Below are 21434 nucleotides of genomic sequence, written 5' to 3' on the forward strand. Positions count from 1 at the left end.
TGCGATTAATTCTTAAAACTTAGCAGAATACAATTTTTAAAAAAGCTCGCCCGACCTGTAAGTTGGCAGAATCCCTAAGTGCTTGTAAGCCTTCTCCGTAACCTCCCGGCCACGTGAGGTCCGCTTCATATAACCTTCCTTGATCAGGAACGGCTCGTACACTTCTTCAATCGTCTCGGCTTCCTCGCCGCAAGCCGTGGCAATGGTTGAAATGCCGACGGGTCCGCCTTTGAATTTCTGAATGATTGTTGACAAAATCCGGTTGTCCATTTCATCCAATCCGTTCTGATCCACGTCCAGCGCAAGCAATGCCATTTCGGCGATGGCAACGGTCACTTTTCCATTGCCCTTAACCTGTGCAAAATCGCGTGTCCGGCGCAAAAGATTGTTTGCTATACGCGGTGTTCCGCGGCTACGGCGGGCAATTTCAAATGCAGCGTCCTCTTCCAAAGGCGTGCCGAGAATGGCGGCTGAGCGTTTTAAAATCGTTGATAATAATTGCGCATCGTAATATTCCAGACGCGCATTAATGCCAAATCGCGCACGCAGCGGTGAAGTAAGCATTCCGGCGCGTGTGGTTGCGCCTATCAATGTAAAAGGATTTAGGCCAATCTGAATGCTGCGTGCATTCGGGCCGCTGTCCAGCATGATATCGATTTTGTAATCCTCCATCGCGGAATACAAATATTCCTCCACAATGGGGTTCAGGCGGTGGATTTCATCAATAAACAAAACATCGTGCTCCTGCAAGTTTGTCAGCAAACCCGCAAGGTCGCTGGGCTTGTCTAATACCGGGCCGGACGTGATCTTAATTCCAGCTCCGAGCTCATTGGCCACAATGTTGGATAAGGTCGTTTTTCCTAAACCCGGAGGGCCGTGAAGCAAAACGTGATCCAGCGCATCGCCGCGTTGGCGTGCTGCCTGAACAAAGATTTTAAGATTTTCAAGAATTTTATCCTGACCCGTGAAGTCATCAAAAGTGAGCGGGCGCAATGCCCGCTCAACGTCTTTTTCAGTATTGGAAAGATTTTCTTTATCTCCGGACAAATAATCCTGACGCATAATAATCGGCTAAATAAACGTAACCAAAATTACTCGTTTTAATCTGCAAAAAGAAGCTTAACGAATGATCATCACCGATCCGCGCTTCACATTCGGAGCACGTTCGGGATAATAAAGCGCTTCGTATGAGATTACGTAAGGATATGCGCCGGGCTGCACTTTCTGGCCTTTATAGGTTCCATCCCAGCGGTCTTCAATGTTGGTAGAAGCGTAAATGACTTCGCCCCAGCGATTGTAAATCCGGATCGAGAAATTGGTATAATATGCTCCGAAAATTTCCAGGATCTCATTATGCCCTTCTCCATCCGGCGTAAATGCATCCGGAATGAAGAATCGTGGTTCGCAACGGTCGATAACCTCCGTGGATTGCTCTGTAACGCAACCTTCCTTGTTCACGGCAATCACTTTATACGTGCCTTCTGCAGCAACCGTGACGGTCCGCGTCGTATCGCCTGAATGTGGCCAGTTGTAAGATTGAACGCCTTGTCCGTTCGCATCCAGAATAACGGATTGACCATCCGGAATGCATATCGAATATTCTGGGGCAAGATTCAAAATGGGTGAAGGCAACTCGCCAACCTGGATTGTATCCGAATTGAAGCAATCGTTGCGGTCTTTCACAATCACGAAATAAGAGCCTGGCTGACCAACTGTTATGTCTCTTGTATCCTCGCCTGTGCTCCAATTGAACTCGATCCAACGATCACTTTGAACAGTCAGAACGATCGAACTGTCGCGGCATAATGTTGTGTCCGGTCCTATCGAAAATGCTGGTGGGCGGCGCAACGTGATTTCAATGGTGTCGGCTGAGAAACATTCTCCTTGCGGACCGTTGAATGCAACCGCAATGTAACGACCGGTTGCAGTTGCTCTGTAAGTTTTTTGGCGCCCAACCACTCTTCCACGGTGAATCCAGGCATAAACCTCAGCCTGAACGCCCATATCCAAAGGAACGAATGCACCGCAAGTGTCTTTGTCTGCACCCAGATTGATCGGAGGAGGTGTCTCAAAAATCACCACTTCATTCACAATCGTGGTATCCTTACATTTATTGGTTGCGCGCATGCGCACCATGTATGTGCCTGGTTTGGTGTAAGTGTAAGTGGCTTTTTGCTCTTTGGATGGCGCTGTAAAGCTTCCGTCGCCTAAGAAATCCCACTGATAAGTGTCCTCAATCGGATCGCAAATGGGGCTCGCTTCAAAAGTTGTGGGTTCATTTGTGCAAAAACCGCTTGCTTCGAAACCCGGGCCGGACGACTCTTGCGTAAAATCCTGAACCATGTTTGGCAGACCCAACTGGCTTTTTTTGCCACCCAGATTCACGCCATCACGCTCATAATCAACGCCTGTCAGCGAGTTTCCCTCCGGTTCGCCGATTACTGCAAGATAATCACTGCCTTCAATGGCCATATAAATCTTTCCGTCAGGGGCGAATTGCAATGCTCCAAATTTCCGAGTGGCCGAACTGTCAATGGTTATCGCCGTTTCCGTGAGCAAACTATCCGGCAATGTAAGGTCGTATTGCTTTAAATAAGAACTGGTGCCGTTTTCGCCGGAGAATGAAATGTACATTTTCTCCCCGCTGGGCGAAAATTCGATTCCATAAGCTGTGGGCGGCGCGGCACCCAGATCTACGGTTTTATCATAGGTTAATACGCCTGTTGAGTCATTGAAACTGAATAATTCAACATAATTTTTGGGCGGACCGGGAATGATAACTGCCAGTCTGCGTTGTCCGGTGGCACTATCGGGCGACGAAAATTTCATATAACCTTCCGCTTTTCCCAAGCTGTCATGCTTCATGCCCAATTCAGGAGCGCTTGATTCTACCAAACCGCCGGTTGTGGCATGGAAAATGCGGAATTTATTGGTTCCATAATCGTGAGAAATAACCCAGTAAGTGCTGTCGCGGTCATTACGTGCAGACACTATACGTTCTGTTGTAGGCTGTTGTAATGTTGTATTGGTTTCAATGATCGCACCCAAACCATTGTTCCGCCGCATATCAACAACGCTAACAGTCAACAGCTTTTCACCGTTGATATCCGACGTCGTAAACACATTGAACAAATATTCACAGCCCTTACAAGTGGGCTGCGGCACAATGAGCACGGATTGGGTGGAATTCGGGCTTCCTTTCAAAGGCGGACAATTGGGCTGCTCAAAACACGGCATAACCTCGCCATTCTTGTTCCAGACCGTTATCCCATCAGAGTAAAATAGTAATTGACCTTTGGAATTGGCTATGGATGAGGTTCCTTCGGGCGTGTTGAGCTTGCCGTCCGTGATCGGCGTGGGAGGAGTGTTTGAAAAATCTAGCCCCGCATTTCCTCCGAAAAACCATTTGGCACCTTCCTGATTGGACGGCTCCATACAAATCTTGACATTAATCCGATCCTGGATTTTACAGCCATTTGGCAAAATAACTTCCACCGAATAACAGCCTGAACTATCGACATTTAATGTTTGGGTTGTGTCGCCTTTGGGATACCAAACATATCTTGCTCCGGCCGGCGCACCCTGGGGATAAGGATCAAGGATTAATGTATCACCCGGACAAATTGTCGTGTCCGTTTTCCATTCCTGGAAAGCAGGGGGCAATTCGCCAATTTGCACAACTTTTGAAATGGTCTGTTTTGCGCCCCCTCGCAATGTTCTCAACAGCGTAACCGTGTAGGAGCCAGGTGCCATATAAGAATGTTGTGCAATGCGCCGCGCGTCCGTGGCTGCACCTTCCCCAAAACTCCATTGCCACGCAATGGCCGTGCTTAGCGTATCCCTGAATGTGGTTGAATCCGCATCGCAATCGGGATTCTGCATACATTGCCCTTCGACGATAAAGTCTTGCGCATTTGCAAACACTGTGGTTAGCAGTATCAGAAAGAATGTTGAATAAAATATTTGTTGATACTTATTATAAAATCGCCCCATGTTTCGTTACTTGTTCAAACACCCCCACGCACCACAATCAATATTCAGATTAACTGACAATACTAACGAAAATAAAATGTTAAAATTTTGTGCGGTTATGTCGTAAAAACCACTCTAATTTGAATATTGATACGCAATTTGATGATATTTTGTGAATTTAATTTTGTAATTTTTTTGAGCTTGTTTTCCCTCCGCTCCTGATCGTGCGGCTATAAGAAATATTTATGACAAAGCGTTTACTTCTCCTTTTTGTACTGACACTGCTTTGCCTGAAAGGTTGGAGTCAGGACCCGCAGTTTTCACAATTTTACGCCAACCCATTATATCTGAACCCTGCTCTGGCTGGTGGTGCGCTTGCGCCGCGTGCAACGATCAATTATAGAAATCAATGGCCGTCGCTTTCAGCGAATTTTGTAACGACTTCCATTGGTGCAGATGTTTTTTTGCCCAATTACAATAGCGGATTAGGCGTTTTGGTAACAATGGATAGCCAGGGACTTGGTAACCTCAAATCAACGGATCTTGCGCTTCAATATTCTTATCAGCTTCGTTTAAATGATGTTACTTCGCTCCGTTTGGGTATTCAAGGCGGATTTGCTTCACGTAAACTGGATTATTTTGGACTGACATTTGGTGATCAATATAACAATGGCGGACTTACCGGAACGCCTTCGGAAGATCCCTTTGCGCTCGGCGGACCCAATGTAAATTATGCAGATTTTGGTTCGGGCTTGATGCTTTATTCTGACTGGTATTGGGCCGGGATTTCGGCACATCATTTGAATCGCCCCAATCAGGCATTCTCTTCCGTTTCCGAAGCGCGGTTGCCTGTTAAGACGAGTTTTCAGGCTGGATTGAGGATTCCATTTGCAGGATATACATTTCTAGGAAATGAAATTGATAAGGAAAAGACCATTTCTCCTGCCATTATGTATAAAAAACAAGGGAAATATGATCAATTTGATGCGGGATTGTATGCAACAATAGAACCGCTGGTTCTGGGAGCTTGGTACAGAGGCATTCCTTTCAAAAAATACGAACAGAACATTAATAACCACGAAGCACTTATTTTCCTGGCCGGTTATCGTCAGGATAAATTCTCAATTGGTTACAGTTATGACCTCACCATTTCTACATTAGGCGCAAGCAGCGGTGGTGCGCATGAGATCTCGCTTTCTTATGTGTTCGATCCGATTGAATCAAAACCAAGGCGCAGCAAGAGCAGCAAGAAGCAGCTTTCCTGTCCGAAATTCTAAAAAAGGTTTTTGGTAAATTTTTTCGTGGCGTATAGCGGTAGAAAGCTTTTTAGCAGTCTTTTTCCTACAATTATCCACCTATTACTTTTTTACCAAAACCATGATAAGTTATTTGAAGGCCGGCCTTTCAACGGCAGTATTTTTGTTTGCAGTAATTTTAAGCGTTGCTGCAGCTCCCCCAAAAAGAGAATTTTACGAGATCAGAATTTATCAACTCAAAAACGCTGAGCAGGGAACACGCGTTGAAAATTATCTCAAAGACGCATATATTCCCGCCATGCACCGTGCTGGGATAAAGAATGTTGGCGTTTTTAAACCTGTTGCTTCGGACACAGCGGCTGCCGGTAAATTGATTTATGTTTTCACGCCGTTGAAATCAATGGAGCAATTGCTGGACTTGCCAAAAACGCTTGCAAAAGATGCAGCATACGCGTCTGCTGGAAAAGATTACATTGACGCTGATTACAAAAATGCGCCTTACGCCCGTTACGAAACGATTGTTTTGCAAGCATTTACAGGCATGCCAATGCACAAAAAGCCAGGGTTAACCGGCCCGAAAGCAGACCGTGTTTACGAATTGCGCAGCTACGAAGGTCACACAGAGAAAATTTATCAGAACAAAGTGAAAATGTTCAATGACGGCGGTGAAGTGCCTCTTTTTGAGCGCCTTGGTTTCAATGCGGTTTTTTATGCAGAAGTTGTTGCCGGAAGCCACCAGCCGAATTTGATGTACATGACCACATTTGATAACAAAGCATCCCGCGACGAACATTGGAAAGCATTCGGTTCTGACGAAGAATGGAATAAATTGAAAGTGAATCCTGAGTATCAAAACAATGTTTCGAAGAACACAAGCTTCTTCCTGACACCAACGGATTACTCAGACATTTAAAATTTTGAATGCATGAAAGCTGCTGTAATTAAGAATCTCCATGAGCCTTTGGTTATAGAAGAAGTTGAACAGCCACAGCCTCAGTACGGGGATGTGGTTGTTCAGCTGAAAGCAGCTTCATTGAATCACCGCGATGTCTGGATTCAGAAAGGCCTTTATCCTAAAATCACAACGCCTATCATTCCCGGTTCCGACGGAGCGGGCATTGTAAGTGAGGTGGGTGAAGGCGTTAATCCAGAATGGCTGGGACAAGAAGTGATCATTAATCCTTCCCAGAATTGGGGTGATAATCCTGACTTTTACGGCGAAGAGCACAAAATATTAGGTTTGCCGGATAACGGGACTTTTGCTGAATTTGTCAAAGTAGAAGCCCGTTATCTGGTAAAAAAGCCAGCTTTCCTTTCTTTTGAACAGGCCGCAACATTGCCGCTGGGTGCATTAACGGCGTGGCGCGCATTGCATACGCGTGGAAAATACCAGCCGGGCGACAAAGTTCTGGTTACGGGCGCAGGCGGAGGCGTGGCGCTCTTCGTCATTCAATTTGCGATTGCAGCCGGAGCAGAAGTTTGGGTAACGTCTGGTTCCGATCAAAAGATTCAGAAAGCAATTGAACTAGGGGCAAAAGGAGGGATTAACTATAAAAACCCAACCTGGTTCAGAGATTTATTGGTAAAAGCAAGAGGGCCGAAGTTGGGTTACTTTAATGTCGTCATCGACAGCGCGGGCGGTGCAGGTTTCGCAAGATTAACCGACATTGCGGCTCCCGGAGCGAGAATTTGCTTCTACGGCGGCGGAACCGGCAACATCACCGACATTGTCCCAGCCAAAGTTTTTTTCAAACAACTCAACATTCTCGGCACAACAATGGGAACAGAATCCGAATTTCAGGATATGATCCGGTTCGTTGAGCAGAAACAGATTATCCCGATCATTGACACCGTTTTCCCACTAGATGAAGCGGAAAAAGCATTACGCTTGATGGATTCAGGCCAGCAGTTTGGGAAAATTGTTCTGAAAATCTAACTCTTATTTTTGCACGGATTCAATTGCGCCGCGAACGCTTCCATATTGGTTAAGCAACTTTTCTGCCTCTTCCGGCGCAACATTCAATTCATCAATAATCATTTGCTGTGCTCGATTAACCAGTTTTTCATTGGTAAGCTGCATATCAATCATTTTGTTGCCTTTCACTTTTCCCAGACGGATCATTACAGCGGTAGAAATCATATTCAGGACCAATTTCTGCGCAGTTCCTGATTTCATTCTCGTGCTTCCCGTCAAAAATTCAGGCCCTACGACAACTTCAACCGGGAATTCCGCTGCTTGTGCAACAGGCGAGCCATCATTACAAACAACACAACCCGTTAACAAGCCTGCTTTCCGCGCTTCATTCAGTCCGCCAATCACGTAAGGCGTTCGTCCCGAGGCTGCAATGCCTATTAATGTGTCTTTTTCTGTCAAATTATAAGGCGCCAAATCCAGCCAGGCCTGATTCCAGTCGTCCTCGGCATTTTCAACTGCTTTCCTGATCGCTTTATCACCGCCGGCAATAATTCCAACCACCAAATCAAACGGAACGCCAAATGTAGGCGGACATTCTGAAGCATCCACAACACCTAATCTGCCGCTCGTTCCCGCTCCAATGTAAAATAGCCGTCCACCCTTCTGCATGCGTGGAACGATCTGCGACACAAGCGCTTCTATCTGCGGGATGGATTTTTCAACGGCATTCGGGACGGTTTGGTCTTCCTTATTTATGGAAAACAAAATATCCTGAACACTCATCTTTTCAAGATCCTGGTAATTGGAAGACGACTCGGTGGTTAGCATAAGATTGGATTTTGGAATGGTCAAAATTAAATATTTTCGTCAAATCATCAATTAGCAAAGTATAATTTGGTACTAATCTCAGAATATCTTCTAAAAACGCGCGAATGTTTGGAAAATAAAAAGATACCCTTCTAATTTGTATCACCAACAGCAAATCAGCGAAATTTCGCTAATGAATAAAATTACGCTAATGAAATACATTTTGATCTTCCCAGTTCTAATTCTAGTCACGTGTTAGCGTGAGTGAGGACGATCGCATATAACCTGGCACCTCACTCACCGCACTGAATGAGGTGTTTTTATTTACAACATATTCACCATGTCGACAGAACTTAACAGATTTTCGAAAACCCTAACACAAGAAGTTACCAATCCGGCTGCTCAAGCTATGCTTTACGGCATCGGGTTGAAAGAAGAGGATTTTGCCAAACCACAAATTGGCATTGCGAGCACAGGTTACGAAGGAAATCCTTGTAATATGCACTTGAACGGGCTTTCTGTTTATGTAAAACAAGGTGTAACCGCTAATGAAATGGTCGGTTTGATCTTCAACACAATCGGCGTTTCCGACGGGATGACCAATGGAAACGATGGAATGCGTTACTCACTGCCAAGTCGTGACATTATTGCTGATTCGATTGAAACAGTGGTTTCTGCACAATGGTATGACGGTGTAATTGCGGTTGTGGGTTGCGATAAAAATATGCCGGGCGCTGTGATGGCGATGGCACGTTTGGACCGCCCTGCGATCATGGTTTATGGCGGAACGATCCGTTCAGGACATTATAAGGGACAAAAACTGGACATTGTCTCTGCATTTGAAGCGCTTGGGAAGAAGTTTGCCAACAACATTTCAGACGAAGATTTTAAAGGCGTTATCCAAAATTCAATTCCTGGTCAGGGCGCTTGCGGTGGTATGTACACGGCAAACACCATGGCGGCTTCCATTGAAGCAATGGGAATGAGCTTGCCATTCAGCAGTTCTTACCCGGCTACGCATGAAGGCAAGCAGGATGAATGTAAGAAAATCGGCGCTGCGATGAAAAAGCTTTTGGAACTGAACATTACGCCAAAAGAAATCATCACGAAAAAATCGCTGGAAAACGCATTAACTGTGGTTATGGCGCTTGGAGGTTCCACGAATGCAGCATTGCACTTCCTGGCGATTGCGCGTTCAGCAGGTCTTTCGTTAACATTGGACGACATTCAGGCGATTTCAGATCGTACGCCATTTATCGCGGATTTGAAACCGAGTGGTAAATATTACATGGAAGATATTCTGGAAATCGGCGGGGTTCCTGCGATTACTAAATATTTGTATTCCAAAGGTTTGATTCACGGAGATTGCATTACAGTAACCGGTAAAACGGTTGCCGAAAATCTTGCAGAAGCGCCGGATCTTAATTTTGATACACAAAAAATGGTGTTCCCATTGGAGCAAGCCATTAAATCAAGCGGTCACATTCAGATCATGTATGGTAACCTTACGCCAAATGGCGCGGTTGCGAAAATCACTGGAAAAGAAGGGATGACTTTCGATGGCGAAGCAAAGGTTTGCGAGCATGAGTCGCAGATCATCAACATGCTTTCAAAAGGTGAGATTAAAGCAGGTCACGTGGTTGTAATCCGTAATGCGGGTCCAAAAGGTGGCCCAGGCATGTCGGAAATGTTAAAACCAACGTCAGCAGTAATGGGCGCAGGACTAGGAGACAAAATCGCACTTATCACAGACGGTCGTTTCTCAGGCGGAACACACGGATTTGTGGTTGGCCACATTACACCGGAAGCTTTTGACGGCGGACCAATTGCATTGGTTAAGGACGGCGACCGCATTTCTATCGATGCCAACACACGCCAGTTAACATTGCACATTACCGACGAAGAAATGGCAGCACGAAAAGCACAATGGGTTCAGCCCGCGCCACTTTTCACAAAAGGAATGCTAGGAAGATACATCAGAACCGTAAAATCCGCCAGCGAAGGTTGCGTAACGGACGAAGCGTAATAAGCATAAAATTCACCCGACTAAATAAATAGAGGAGTCATGGGATTTAATGAAAATCAAACACAGACATTGCAAGCTGTTGAGCCGGTGGCCGCGATAGCTAAGCCGGAGTTGATCAATGGTTCACATGCGTTGATCCAGTCGCTGATCGCGGAGGGCGTTGAGACCATTTTCGGATATCCGGGTGGGGCGATTATGCCGGTTTATGACGCGATTTACGATTATCAGGAGCAGGTTAACCACATTTTGGTGCGTCATGAGCAAGGTGCGGCACACGCAGCCGAAGGTTTTGCGCGCATCACGGGTGAAGTGGGGGTTTGTTTGGTGACATCCGGCCCAGGAGCAACGAACCTGGTAACCGGGATCGCTGATGCGATAATTGACTCAACACCAATGGTTTGCATTGTTGGCCAAGTGGCTTCTCATTTGCTGGGAACAGATGCATTCCAGGAAACGGACGTGATGGGCGTTACCATTCCGATCACTAAATGGAATTACCAGATTACCAATGCGGATGAAGTTCCTGAAATTATTGCCAAAGCATTTTATATAGCAAAATCCGGTCGTCCGGGACCAGTCCTGATCGACATTACTAAGGATGCGCAGCAGAAGTTGATGACGAGGCCTTTTGTTCACAAAAAATGTGAAAAATTGGTTAGTTACCATCCGCGTTTGTCTCCAAAAGAAGAGCAAGTTGCCGCGGCTGCAAAATTGATCAACAATGCAAAACGTCCGTTCCTGTTTTTCGGACATGGCGTTCAGATTGCCAATGCCGAAGCTGAATTAATTCAATTTCTTGAAAAAACAGACATTCCGGCTGCTTCAACATTGCTCGGACTTTCGTCTGTTTCCGTTGACCACCCGAATTATGTGGGCTGGCTGGGAATGCATGGAAATTACGGAACCAATGTTTTGACCAATCAATGCGACGTCATTATCGCGATAGGAATGCGTTTCGATGACCGTGTAACAGGCGATTTGAGCCGTTATGCAAAGCAGGCGAAGGTTGTTCATATTGAAATTGATCCTGCTGAAATTGACAAGATCGTAAAAGCGGACGCACCTGTTGTGGGTGATGCCAAAAGGGCGCTTGAAATGCTGCTTCCTTTGGTGAAAGAAAGTAATCATGAAGCATGGCGTGAGGAATTTAAGCGATACGATGCGATTGAAGATCAAAAGATTACACAGCCCGAACTTGCTCCGACTACGGAAAAGATCAAAATGGCTGAGGTGATCCGCACGCTTTCAAATAAAACAAAAGGCGAAGCGGTGATCGTTGCGGACGTGGGCCAGCACCAGATGATGACTGCGCGTTACTATCAGTTTAAAAAAGCGAACTCTTTCATCACTTCCGGTGGATTAGGAACAATGGGCTTTGCATTGCCCGCATCATTTGGGGCGAAAGTGGGAGCGCCTGATCGTGAGGTTGTTGCGATTATTGGTGACGGCTGTTTCCAAATGACGATTCAGGAATTGGGAACCATTGCACAGAGCGGTTTGCCTGTTAAGATCATTATTTTGAATAACAATTTCCTTGGAATGGTGCGCCAGTGGCAACAACTTTTCCACCAGAAACGCTATTCATTCGTTGAGCTGCAAAATCCTGACTTTATCACCATTGCAAAAGGTTTTGGAATAGACGGCCACACTTGCAGCGCAAGGGAAAACCTGAATGATTCACTGGATAAAATGCTTGCTTCCGACAAGCCTTATTTATTGGAAGTGTTGGTAGAAAAAGAAGAAAATGTGTTCCCAATGGTTCCAACCGGAGCTTGCGTGGCAGATATCAGATTGGAATAAAATAGACATTAATTGATCATGACAACATACACCATTTGTGTTTTTACAGAAAATACGATTGGTATTCTGAACAAGATTACCACCATTCTGACACGCAGACGCATTAATATTGATAGTCTTACGGTTTCCGAAACGGAACGCAAGGGCATTTCAAGGTTTACCATCGTCATTCGCCATGAGTCGCGCGATGCCGTTGAAAAGCTCGTCCGCCAGATCCGTAAGGTGATTGAAGTGCTGGCTGTTTTTGGTTATCTCAATGACGATATCGCTTACAACGAGATCGCATTGTTTAAAATCTCAACACCAATCGGCGCAAAACCGCTTGACATAGAGACCATTAACAAGACATACAAAGCCTGGGTCGTTTACTGGCACCTGACTTATGTGATCATTCAGAAGACGGGCACGGAAGAAGAAATTTTTGAGTTTTTTGACTATATCAAACCACACGAGATCCTGGAATTCGTAAGATCGGGACGTGTTGCGGTGAGCAAATCGCCCCAAACGCTGGTCGATTATCTTCCTGAGGCCGAATGGGAGTATTATCAGTAGTCGGGCAACTTTACCTAATATTGTTTTTAAATCGAGTAATCAATAATCCAATCAATAATCAATGGCAAAATTAAATTTCGGCGGGCTCGAAGAAGAAGTAGTAACCCGTGAAGAATTTCCTCTTGAAAAGGCACGTGAAGTACTTTCTACCGAAACCATAGCTGTAATTGGTTACGGCGTACAAGGCCCAGGCCAAAGTTTGAACATGCGCGACAACGGATTCAATGTAATCGTTGGTCAACGCAAAGGAGGTAAATCGTGGGACAAAGCCGTTGCTGACGGATGGGTTCCTGGCGAAACACTTTTCGAATTGGAAGAAGCATTGGCAAAAGGAACAATCATTTGTTACCTGCTTTCCGACGCCGCTCAAATTGAATTATGGCCGACTGTTAAGGCTAACCTTACTGCCGGAAAATCATTGTATTTCTCACACGGTTTTGGTGTAACTTATAAAGATCAAACTGGAATTATCCCTCCTGCTGATGTAGACGTGTATCTGGTTGCTCCAAAAGGATCAGGAACTTCACTTCGTCGTTTGTTCGTAGAAGGAAAAGGCTTGAACTCTTCTTTTGCAGTATTCCAGGATGCAACAGGCAAAGCACGTGAGAAATGTATCGCAATGGGAATCGGTGTTGGTTCAGGATATTTGTTCGAAACGGATTTTTACCGTGAAGTTACATCTGATCTTACTGGCGAGCGCGGCACATTGATGGGTGCTATTCAGGGAATTTTCGCAGCACAATATGAAGTGCTTCGCTCAAATGGTCACTCTCCATCGGAAGCATTCAACGAAACAGTTGAAGAATTGACGCAATCATTGATGCCGCTTGTTGCTGAAAACGGCATGGACTGGATGTACGCAAACTGCTCTACAACAGCTCAGCGTGGTGCATTGGACTGGTGGAAACCTTTCCGTGACGCTACTAAGCCTGTTTTTGAACAACTTTACAACTCTGTAAAAAGCGGCGAGCAAGCTAGAATCTCCATCACACGTAACTCACAATCGGATTACCGCGTGAAACTGGAAGAAGAATTGGCTGAGCTTCGCGAATCAGAAATGTGGAAAGCCGGCAAAACTGTTCGCAGCTTGCGCCCGGAAAATAATTAAATAATTTTTCAATTTTCAAACATTGCCGGGGGCTTAAGCCCCCGGCAATGTTTGAAAATTGAAAAAAGAAAAATATAGAAGCTTTGCAGCATGCAAGGCTTTTTTCATTCACAGCAATGGATACAGTTCACTCCGCTCCGACATTAGACAACATCTTCCTTGCAGCTGAAAGGCTTAGAGGCATTATTAACCACACACCGATTTTTTATAATGCACATCTTTCAGAGCAATATCAGGCCAATATTTATCTGAAAAGGGAAGATCTGCAAACTGTTCGCTCTTACAAAATTCGCGGCGCTTACAACAAAATGGCTAGCCTGTCTGCAGAGGCGCTTGCAGGCGGCATTGTATGTGCGAGTGCGGGAAACCACGCGCAGGGAGTAGCGTATGCATGCTGGAAAATGCAGGTGAAGGGAGCCATTTTCATGCCGACCACCACGCCAGCGCAGAAGATCAAGCAGGTTAGATTATTTGGAAAAGAATGGATTGAGATTCATTTGGTCGGAGACACTTATGACGATGCGTATTATGCGTCGAAAGAATATCAAACTGTTACAAAAGCTGTTTTTGTGCATCCATTTGATGATTTGCAAGTGATTGAAGGTCAGGGAACCGTGGGTTTGGAGATTTTCAAAGATGCTGATTTCAAGATTGACTATTTGTTAATGGCCATTGGCGGCGGAGGTTTGGCGTCGGGCATTTCAACCGTTTTTAAACAACTTTCACCCAGAACAAAACTGATAGGAGTTGAGCCCGAAGGTTCGCCGACAATGTATCAGGCAATAAAAGATGGGCATGTCGTCACATTGGAGCACATTGATAAGTTTGTCGATGGAGCGGCTGTTCGCAGAGCTGGTGAAATCACTTTTGAAATTTGCAGCAGGAGCCTAGACAAAGTAATCCTCGTTCCGGAAGGCAAAGTTTGCTCATCAATCTTACAACTTTACAACGAAGAAGCCATCGTCGCCGAGCCAGCCGGAGCGCTTACCGTTGCTGCATTGGATTTAATAAAAGATGAAATTAAAGGCAAAAATGTCGTCGCATTGATAAGTGGAGGCAATAATGACATTACCAGAACTGAAGAAATCAAAGAGCGCTCGTTACTTTACGAAGGCTTAAAACATTACTTCATCATCCGCTTCCCCCAACGATCCGGCGCCTTCCGCGAATTCCTGAATGTCCTCGGTCCAAACGACGACATTGCCCGTTTCGAGTACGTAAAAAAAACGAACCGTGAGCAAGGCCCGGCACTAGTAGGCATCGAGCTAAAAAACCGCGAAGATTTCGCACCGTTAATTGAACGAATGGACGCGAATCGGGTGGTTTACGAGTATTTGAATGATCAGCCGGATTTGTTTCAATTTATGGTCTGATATGCTGCGCGTTCCTTCTGATATCAGCTCTCAGGAATTTGAGTCTTTGAAGATTCAGGATATGACTTTTGTTGCCTATCGCAATGAAGTTTATCCGTCCAAGTATGATGTGTTTTTTGAGGAACATGCGGTGATTGTGGTTTTGGAGGGGGAAAAGAAATTTACGAGTCCGACGCAGGAAGTGCATGTTGAGAAAGGCGACATTCTTTTTGTACAGCGTGGTTTTTACTTAATGTCGGAATCGATTAATGAGTCTTACAAAAGCCTTGTTTTCTTTTTTGATGAAAAACTATTGAAAGAATTCGTCAGCCTGCATCCTGAACTTTTCAATCCTGCAAAAGCAACGCCAGTTCTCGAAAATCCGATTTTGCTGCTAAAATCCGATGAGAACTTTGAGAAGTTTATCCAATCAGTTTTTCCGTATTTCAAATCCAGGACTGAGTTGAAGAATCATTTCCTTCGTCTGAAATTCCAGGAGTTATTGCTTCATTTACTAGAACTCGACGATTCAAAACAACTCCGTGCTATTCTTTACAGTTTATACAAAGGTGAAAAAGCTGATTTGTCGTTCATGATGAACACATATTATTTGAAACCATTAACATTGGACGAATTAGCGCGTTTATCCGGAAGAAGCCTTTCCGCATTTAAAAGAGATTTTCAAGACGAATTCAAAACATCACCTGCGCTGTGGCTCAAAAATAAAAGGCTTGATTATGCTGACTTTTTGTTGAGAAACAGCACTAAAAATGTGTCTGAGATTAGCACGGAGATTGGTTATGAGAGCGTTTCACATTTTATAAAGACATATAAAGAGAAGCATGGGAGGACTCCGAAGAAGCACAATTGATTTGGCATTCCGTTTTAAAAAGTCTAGATTGAATGATGAAATTTCATTTCCATGAACACTCAGATTGTTTTAGATCGGCTAAATAAATCGAAAGGTTATTTTTTCAACAAATATCCTTTGAAATCAATGGCTTTGTTTGGCTCCTATGCCAGAAATGAGGCGACCGAGAAGAGTGATGTGGACATTCTTGTTGAATTCTCAGCTCCTGTTGGATTTGAATTCATTGATCTCGCAATGGAATTGGAAGACGTGCTGCAAGCAAAAGTTGATCTTGTCAGTAAAAAGGGCTTGAAGGCTCCCTTACTGCCTTTCATTGAAAAAAATCTAATTTATGTCTGAAAGAGCTCCGTCAATCTTGTTTTCGGATATGCTCGATTCAGTGGAAACTGTGCTAGATTATACTGCCGGGATGAATTTTGAAGACTTTCTGAATGATAGAAAAACCCGTGACGCAGTAATTAGAAATATCCAAGTGTTAGGTGAAGCCGCTAATCGCGTTCCGAAGGACATTCGGGATGGTTATCCAGATATTGAATGGATGCGAATCATCAGGTCCAGGCACATTCTTGTTCACGATTATGCCGGAATAGATTATGAAATAGTCTGGCGGATTATCGAAGTGCACTTACCTCCACTAAAAGAAGCACTTCTCAGAATGACGAATGAACATTGATCTACTCACGTTCCAATAACAATTTCCGCTCAAACTTCTTTGAAAAACCAAAATCACTATTTTTTGAACCTTTAACGTTATACTTATTACCTTGAATTTATGGTAATTTGTAAACTCAGTTCTCCTTTTGAGAAAACAGCGGTTTAGTTCGCAATTTCTTAGAAGTCAGTCTTGAAGAGGCGAAATTTTAATAATAAAAAAATGAGTAATCAAGCAAATACCCTTTTCGACAAGGTGTGGGACGCACATGTTGTTCGCAAAATTGAAGATGGTCCGGATGTGTTCTTCATCGACCGTCATTTTATCCACGAAGTAACCAGTCCGGTTGCATTCCTGGGTCTCGAAAGCAGAAAAATTGGCGTAATGTATCCGGAAAGAACATTTGCCACAGCCGACCACAACACACCGACGATTAACCAACACCTTCCGGTAGCGGATCCACTTTCTGCAAATCAGCTGAAAGCATTGGAAACCAACTCATTAAAATACGGCATTTCGCATTGGGGACTTGGCCACGCCAGAAACGGAATTGTGCACGTGGTGGGTCCTGAAAATGGAATTACACTTCCCGGCATGACAATCGTTTGCGGGGATTCGCATACATCCACGCACGGTGCTTTTGGCGCAATTGCCTTTGGTATAGGGACTTCCGAGGTTGAAATGGTGCTTTCTTCGCAATGCATTATGCAGCCTAAGCCTAAGAAAATGCGTGTTAATGTTGTTGGAGAGTTAGGCAAAGGAGTTACACCAAAAGACGTTACGCTTTATATCATTTCCAAACTGACAACTGCCGGAGCAACAGGATATTTCGTTGAATACGCAGGTGATGTTTTTGAACAAATGAGCATGGAAGGCCGTATGACGGTTTGTAATATGAGCATTGAAATGGGTGCACGCGGCGGCATGATCGCTCCGGACGAAACTACATTTGCATACATCAATGGCCGTGACCAGGCTCCAAAAGGAGAGAAATGGGATACAGCATTGGCATATTGGAAAACATTGAAAACAGACGAAGGCGCTGTTTTTGACAAAGAATATACTTTCGATGCGGCTGACATTGAGCCGATGATTACTTACGGAACAAATCCGGGAATGGGTCAGGGAATTTCTAGGAATATCCCAACTTCGGAACAAGTTGAAGGTGGAAAGTCTACGTACGATAAGTCATTGGCTTACATGGGTTTTCATGAAAATGAATCGATGTTAGGAAAGCAAATTGATTATGTTTTCATCGGAAGCTGCACAAACGGTCGCATTGAAGATTTCCGCGCGTTTGCTTCTATCGTGAAGGGTCGTAAGAAGGCTGATAACGTAACGGCATGGGTTGTTCCAGGCTCACACATTGTGGAGGCGCAGATTAGAGAAGAAGGAATTTTGGACATTCTAACAGAAGCCGGTTTTGAACTTCGTCAGCCCGGATGCTCAGCTTGTCTGGCGATGAATGATGACAAAATTCCAGCTGGAAAATATGCTGTCAGCACTTCAAACCGCAATTTCGAAGGTCGTCAAGGCCCAGGCGCAAGAACGCTTCTGGCTAGCCCGTTGGTGGCTGCGGCTGCTGCTGTAACCGGAGTAGTTACAGACCCGAGAGATCTTCTTTAATTCAAACCCGACATTAACATGGCATACGATAAATTCACATTATTAAGAAGTACGGCAGTTCCTTTGCCGATCGAAAACGTTGATACAGACCAGATTATCCCTGCGCGTTTTCTAAAAGCAACCAAGCGCGAAGGATTTGGTGACAACCTTTTTCGCGATTGGCGTTACAATGGTGATAATACACCAAAAGCGGATTTTGTACTAAACAATCCGATTTACAAAGGGAAAATCCTGGTTGGCGGGCATAACTTCGGAAGCGGATCAAGCCGTGAACATGCTGCCTGGGCGATTTACGATTATGGCTTTCGTTGCGTTGTTTCCAGCTTTTTTGCAGATATTTTTAAAGGTAACTCATTGAATATTGGTATTTTACCTGTTCAGGTGAGCCCAGAATTTTTAGATCAAATTTTCCAGGCCATTGAGGCAGATCCAGATGCTGAGTTTGAAGTAAATTTGGAAAAACAAAAGATCACGATAGTTAGCACTGGCGAATCTGAATCTTTTGACATCAATGGTTATAAAAAACATAACATGATGAATGGCTTCGACGACATCGACTATCTTCAAGCGATGAAAGTCGAGATAAAGCAGTTTGAAGCAGAGAGAATTTATTAAAGCGCTGGCCGCAAGCCCCTTATGAACAGCCGCTATATTGAAATAATGGACACGACACTCCGCGATGGTGAACAAACCAGCGGTGTGTCGTTTTCCGCAACAGAAAAGTTGACCATTGCGCAAATCCTGTTGCAGGAAGTGAAAGTGGACCGCATTGAAATTGCTTCTGCCCGGGTTTCGGAAGGAGAATTTCAGGCTGTGCAAAAAATCACGGAATGGGCAAAGGCGAACGGTTTTTTGGATAAAATCGAGGTCCTGACATTTGTGGATGGCGATGCTTCCATTAACTGGATGCTGGCCTCTGGTGCGCGTGTGATGAATCTTTTGACCAAAGGTTCGCTGAATCACTTGAAACATCAGCTTAAAAAATCGCCTCAGGAGCATTTTGAAGACATACGGAAGGTCATTGAGCTGGCTGAAAACAGCGGCATTGATTGCAATGTGTATCTCGAAGATTGGAGCAATGGCATGCGGGATTCCCCTGAATATGTTTTCCAATCGCTTGATTTCCTGGTTACGCAGCCGGTCAAAAGGATTCTTTTGCCGGACACGTTGGGCATTCTAACTCCCTCAGAATCTTATAGTTTCGTAAAAGCCATTGTTGACCGTTATCCAAATAGCCATTTCGAATTCCACGCACATAACGACTATGACCTGAGCATTGCGAATGTCATGGAAGCATTGCGCGCAGGAGCGCATGGGCTGCATTTGACGGTCAATGGAATGGGTGAAAGAACGGGCAATGCGCCGCTGGCGAGCACAATTGCGGTGATTAATGACTTGATGCCGGAGTTTAAGACCTCCGTTAACGAGCGGTCATTGTATTCTGTGAGTAAGCTCGTTGAGACGTTTTCCGGGATTCGGATTCCTTCTAATAAGCCCATTGTCGGTGAGAGTGTTTTTACGCAAACGGCTGGCATTCATGCCGATGGAGATAAAAAGAATAATCTCTATTTCAGCAAGTTAATGCCCGAAAGATTTGGTCGTCAGCGGCTTTATGCTTTGGGAAAAACTTCTGGGAAAGCGAATATTGAGAATAATCTAAGGGATCTGGGGATCTCACTTTCTGATTCGGATCTTAAAAAAGTTACGCAGAGAATTATTGAACTGGGCGATCGGAAAGAAGCGGTGACGCCTGAGGATTTGCCATATATCATTTCCGACATTCTGGCAAGTAATGCCATTGAAGAGAAGGTTGTGATCGTCAATTATGTGTTAACGCATTCTAAAAATTTGAAGCCTTCGGCCACATTACAGATCAAATTTGGTGAAGAAGTTTTTGAAGAAAATGCGCAGGGAGACGGTCAGTATGACGCTTTTATGAATGCATTGAAAAAGATTTACAGCCGAAAATGTATCAGTTTGCCTATGTTGACTGACTACGCAGTGCGCATTCCGCCAGGTGGCAAGACGGACGCCCTTTGCGAGACGATCATTACCTGGGCAATTAATGGTAAGGATGTTAAAACCAGAGGTCTAGATTCCGATCAAACCGTTTCGGCGATTATGGCAACGCAGAAAATGCTGAATTTGATTGGCATTCCGGCTAGCGCTGAGCTGATTGCAGAAATTCCGATGGTTACGGCAATGTAATGCTTTATCGACTAAAATATTGTTATAATATACTGATTATCAATTCAACAATTAATGAAGAAAAATATTCTAATCGTTCCGGGGGATGGAATCGGACAGGAAGTTACAGAAGTTGGGAAAAGTGTTTTGGTGAAAATTGCGGAGAAATTCGGCCACGAATTCAGCTACGACGAAGCATTAATGGGCCACGTTGCGATTGAGGCAACTGGAAACCCGCTTCCTGATGAAACATTGGAAAAAATGCGGAACTCTGACGCGATCCTTTTCGGCGCGGTGGGCCATCCTAAATACGATAATGACCCGACTGCAAAAGTGCGTCCGGAACAAGGCTTGCTCAAAATGCGTAAAGAGCTTGGTTTGTATGCCAATTTGCGTCCAATCAAGTTGTTCGACGAGCTTTTGAGCGCTTCTTCTATTAAACCGGAAATCCTGAAAGGCTCGGATATTCTTTTCTTCCGCGAACTTACGGGCGATATCTATTTTGGAGAAAAAGGTCGTAAAAATGATAACAACACGGCTTACGACATTGCGGAATACAGCAGATATGAAGTGGAGCGCATTGGCCGTAAGGCATTTGAAGCTGCTCGCACGCGCGGCAAAAGATTAATGTCAGTTGATAAGGCTAATGTCCTGGAAACAAGCCGTTTGTGGAGAGAAGTGATCCAGGCGCTTGCTCCTGAATATCCGGATGTTACAGTTGAGCATCAGTTTGTGGACTCGGCGGCAATGTTGCTGATTAAAGATCCAAGACGCTTTGATGTTGTCGTTACAGCCAACTTGTTCGGAGATATTCTGACGGACGAAGCAAGCCAAATCGCAGGATCAATGGGCATGTTAGCTTCTGCTTCTGTGGGCGATAGCACGGGCGTTTATGAACCAATTCACGGTTCTGCGCACGACATTACGGGCAAAGGCATAGCTAATCCGTTGGCTTCTGTTCTTTCAGCGGCGCTTTTGCTTGACATTTCTTTTGGTTTGAAAGAAGAATCAGATGCAATCATTGCAGCGGTTGATAAGCTGTTAAAAGACGGTTTCAGAACAAAGGATATTGCGGACGCTTCGACACCTGTGCATTTGCTTTTGAACACGCAAGCGGCTGGAACAGAGCTTTTGAAAAGAATCTGATTTTAAAGAAGATTTACCAAATAATATTTGTTCAGCAGAAAACTTATGCTTTCTTTGCAGAACAAATCTAATGTTAGCGAAATTTCGCAACTTGAAATCATGAACGCACTCGAATCAAACCTTAATCTAAGTATTTTGCTAAAACCGTGAAGACGGGAAAGGTT

18 protein-coding genes are annotated in these 21434 nt (G+C 44.6%); 15 read left to right on the plus strand and 3 right to left on the minus strand.

Annotation, left to right across the window (positions count from 1 at the left end; genetic code table 11):
* Positions 1–36: 36 nt before the first annotated feature.
* Complete coding sequence (ruvB, locus tag LZG73_RS19800; protein WP_233853861.1) at positions 37–1062, minus strand: Holliday junction branch migration DNA helicase RuvB; 1026 nt, start codon at positions 1060–1062, stop codon at positions 37–39.
* A 57-nt stretch (positions 1063–1119) separates the two neighbouring features.
* Entirely contained in the window at positions 1120–3882 is a 2763-nt protein-coding gene (locus LZG73_RS19805; RefSeq protein ID WP_233853863.1) for a PKD domain-containing protein, read from the minus strand.
* 335 nt (positions 3883–4217) lie between these two features.
* Here LZG73_RS19805 and LZG73_RS19810 point away from each other — a divergent pair, with 335 nt between their 5' ends.
* The 3 genes from LZG73_RS19810 to LZG73_RS19820 all read left to right on the plus strand — a co-directional run bounded on the left by LZG73_RS19810 (position 4218) and on the right by LZG73_RS19820 (position 7164).
* A complete protein-coding gene (locus LZG73_RS19810) occupies positions 4218–5249 on the plus strand; it encodes a type IX secretion system membrane protein PorP/SprF (protein ID WP_233853864.1) in 1032 nt (343 codons plus the stop codon).
* A 100-nt stretch (positions 5250–5349) separates the two neighbouring features.
* Complete coding sequence (locus LZG73_RS19815) at positions 5350–6141, plus strand: NIPSNAP family protein (RefSeq protein WP_233853865.1); 792 nt, start codon at positions 5350–5352, stop codon at positions 6139–6141.
* 12 nt (positions 6142–6153) lie between these two features.
* A complete protein-coding gene (locus tag LZG73_RS19820) occupies positions 6154–7164 on the plus strand; it encodes a zinc-binding dehydrogenase (protein WP_233853867.1) in 1011 nt (336 codons plus the stop codon).
* A 3-nt stretch (positions 7165–7167) separates the two neighbouring features.
* Here the strand turns inward: LZG73_RS19820 and murQ are convergent, their stop codons facing one another.
* On the minus strand, positions 7168–7971 hold the full coding sequence (gene murQ / locus LZG73_RS19825; RefSeq protein WP_233853869.1) for an N-acetylmuramic acid 6-phosphate etherase: 804 nt from the start codon (positions 7969–7971) through the stop codon (positions 7168–7170).
* 319 nt (positions 7972–8290) lie between these two features.
* On the opposite strand from murQ, the gene ilvD reads away from it, so the two are divergent.
* From ilvD to leuB, 12 genes are all read left to right on the plus strand, one after another.
* Complete coding sequence (gene ilvD / locus LZG73_RS19830; RefSeq protein ID WP_233853871.1) at positions 8291–9976, plus strand: dihydroxy-acid dehydratase; 1686 nt, start codon at positions 8291–8293, stop codon at positions 9974–9976.
* 39 nt (positions 9977–10015) lie between these two features.
* Positions 10016–11776, plus strand: coding sequence for a biosynthetic-type acetolactate synthase large subunit (gene ilvB / locus LZG73_RS19835; RefSeq protein ID WP_233853875.1), 1761 nt, complete (start codon positions 10016–10018; stop codon positions 11774–11776).
* Positions 11777–11794: 18 nt separating this feature from the next.
* Positions 11795–12328 (plus strand): acetolactate synthase small subunit, encoded by a 534-nt coding sequence (gene ilvN / locus LZG73_RS19840; protein WP_026631940.1) that lies wholly within the window; start codon positions 11795–11797, stop codon positions 12326–12328.
* Between the two features lie 61 nt (positions 12329–12389).
* Positions 12390–13436 (plus strand): ketol-acid reductoisomerase, encoded by a 1047-nt coding sequence (gene ilvC, locus LZG73_RS19845; protein ID WP_233853877.1) that lies wholly within the window; start codon positions 12390–12392, stop codon positions 13434–13436.
* A gap of 116 nt (positions 13437–13552) precedes the next feature.
* Entirely contained in the window at positions 13553–14809 is a 1257-nt protein-coding gene (gene ilvA / locus LZG73_RS19850) for a threonine ammonia-lyase (RefSeq protein WP_233853879.1), read from the plus strand.
* Between the two features lies 1 nt (position 14810).
* Positions 14811–15659: an AraC family transcriptional regulator gene (locus tag LZG73_RS19855; protein WP_233853885.1), complete on the plus strand. Its 849-nt coding sequence runs from the start codon at positions 14811–14813 to the stop codon at positions 15657–15659.
* Between the two features lie 51 nt (positions 15660–15710).
* On the plus strand, positions 15711–15998 hold the full coding sequence (locus tag LZG73_RS19860) for a nucleotidyltransferase family protein (RefSeq protein ID WP_233853886.1): 288 nt from the start codon (positions 15711–15713) through the stop codon (positions 15996–15998).
* Positions 15991–16332, plus strand: a complete 342-nt coding sequence (locus tag LZG73_RS19865; protein WP_233853887.1) for a DUF86 domain-containing protein — start codon at positions 15991–15993, stop codon at positions 16330–16332. Before LZG73_RS19860 ends, LZG73_RS19865 begins: the two co-directional genes overlap by 8 nt.
* Positions 16333–16533: 201 nt before the next feature.
* Positions 16534–17937, plus strand: coding sequence for a 3-isopropylmalate dehydratase large subunit (gene leuC / locus LZG73_RS19870; protein ID WP_233853888.1), 1404 nt, complete (start codon positions 16534–16536; stop codon positions 17935–17937).
* 18 nt (positions 17938–17955) lie between these two features.
* Positions 17956–18552 (plus strand): 3-isopropylmalate dehydratase small subunit, encoded by a 597-nt coding sequence (leuD, locus tag LZG73_RS19875; RefSeq protein ID WP_233853889.1) that lies wholly within the window; start codon positions 17956–17958, stop codon positions 18550–18552.
* 21 nt (positions 18553–18573) lie between these two features.
* Complete coding sequence (locus tag LZG73_RS19880) at positions 18574–20145, plus strand: alpha-isopropylmalate synthase regulatory domain-containing protein (protein ID WP_233853891.1); 1572 nt, start codon at positions 18574–18576, stop codon at positions 20143–20145.
* A 54-nt stretch (positions 20146–20199) separates the two neighbouring features.
* Entirely contained in the window at positions 20200–21270 is a 1071-nt protein-coding gene (leuB, locus tag LZG73_RS19885) for a 3-isopropylmalate dehydrogenase (RefSeq protein WP_233853899.1), read from the plus strand.
* The last annotated feature ends 164 nt before the right edge of the window (positions 21271–21434 follow it).

It is taken from the genome of Dyadobacter sp. CY326 (genome assembly GCF_021390515.1).
Lineage (GTDB): Bacteria > Bacteroidota > Bacteroidia > Cytophagales > Spirosomataceae > Dyadobacter.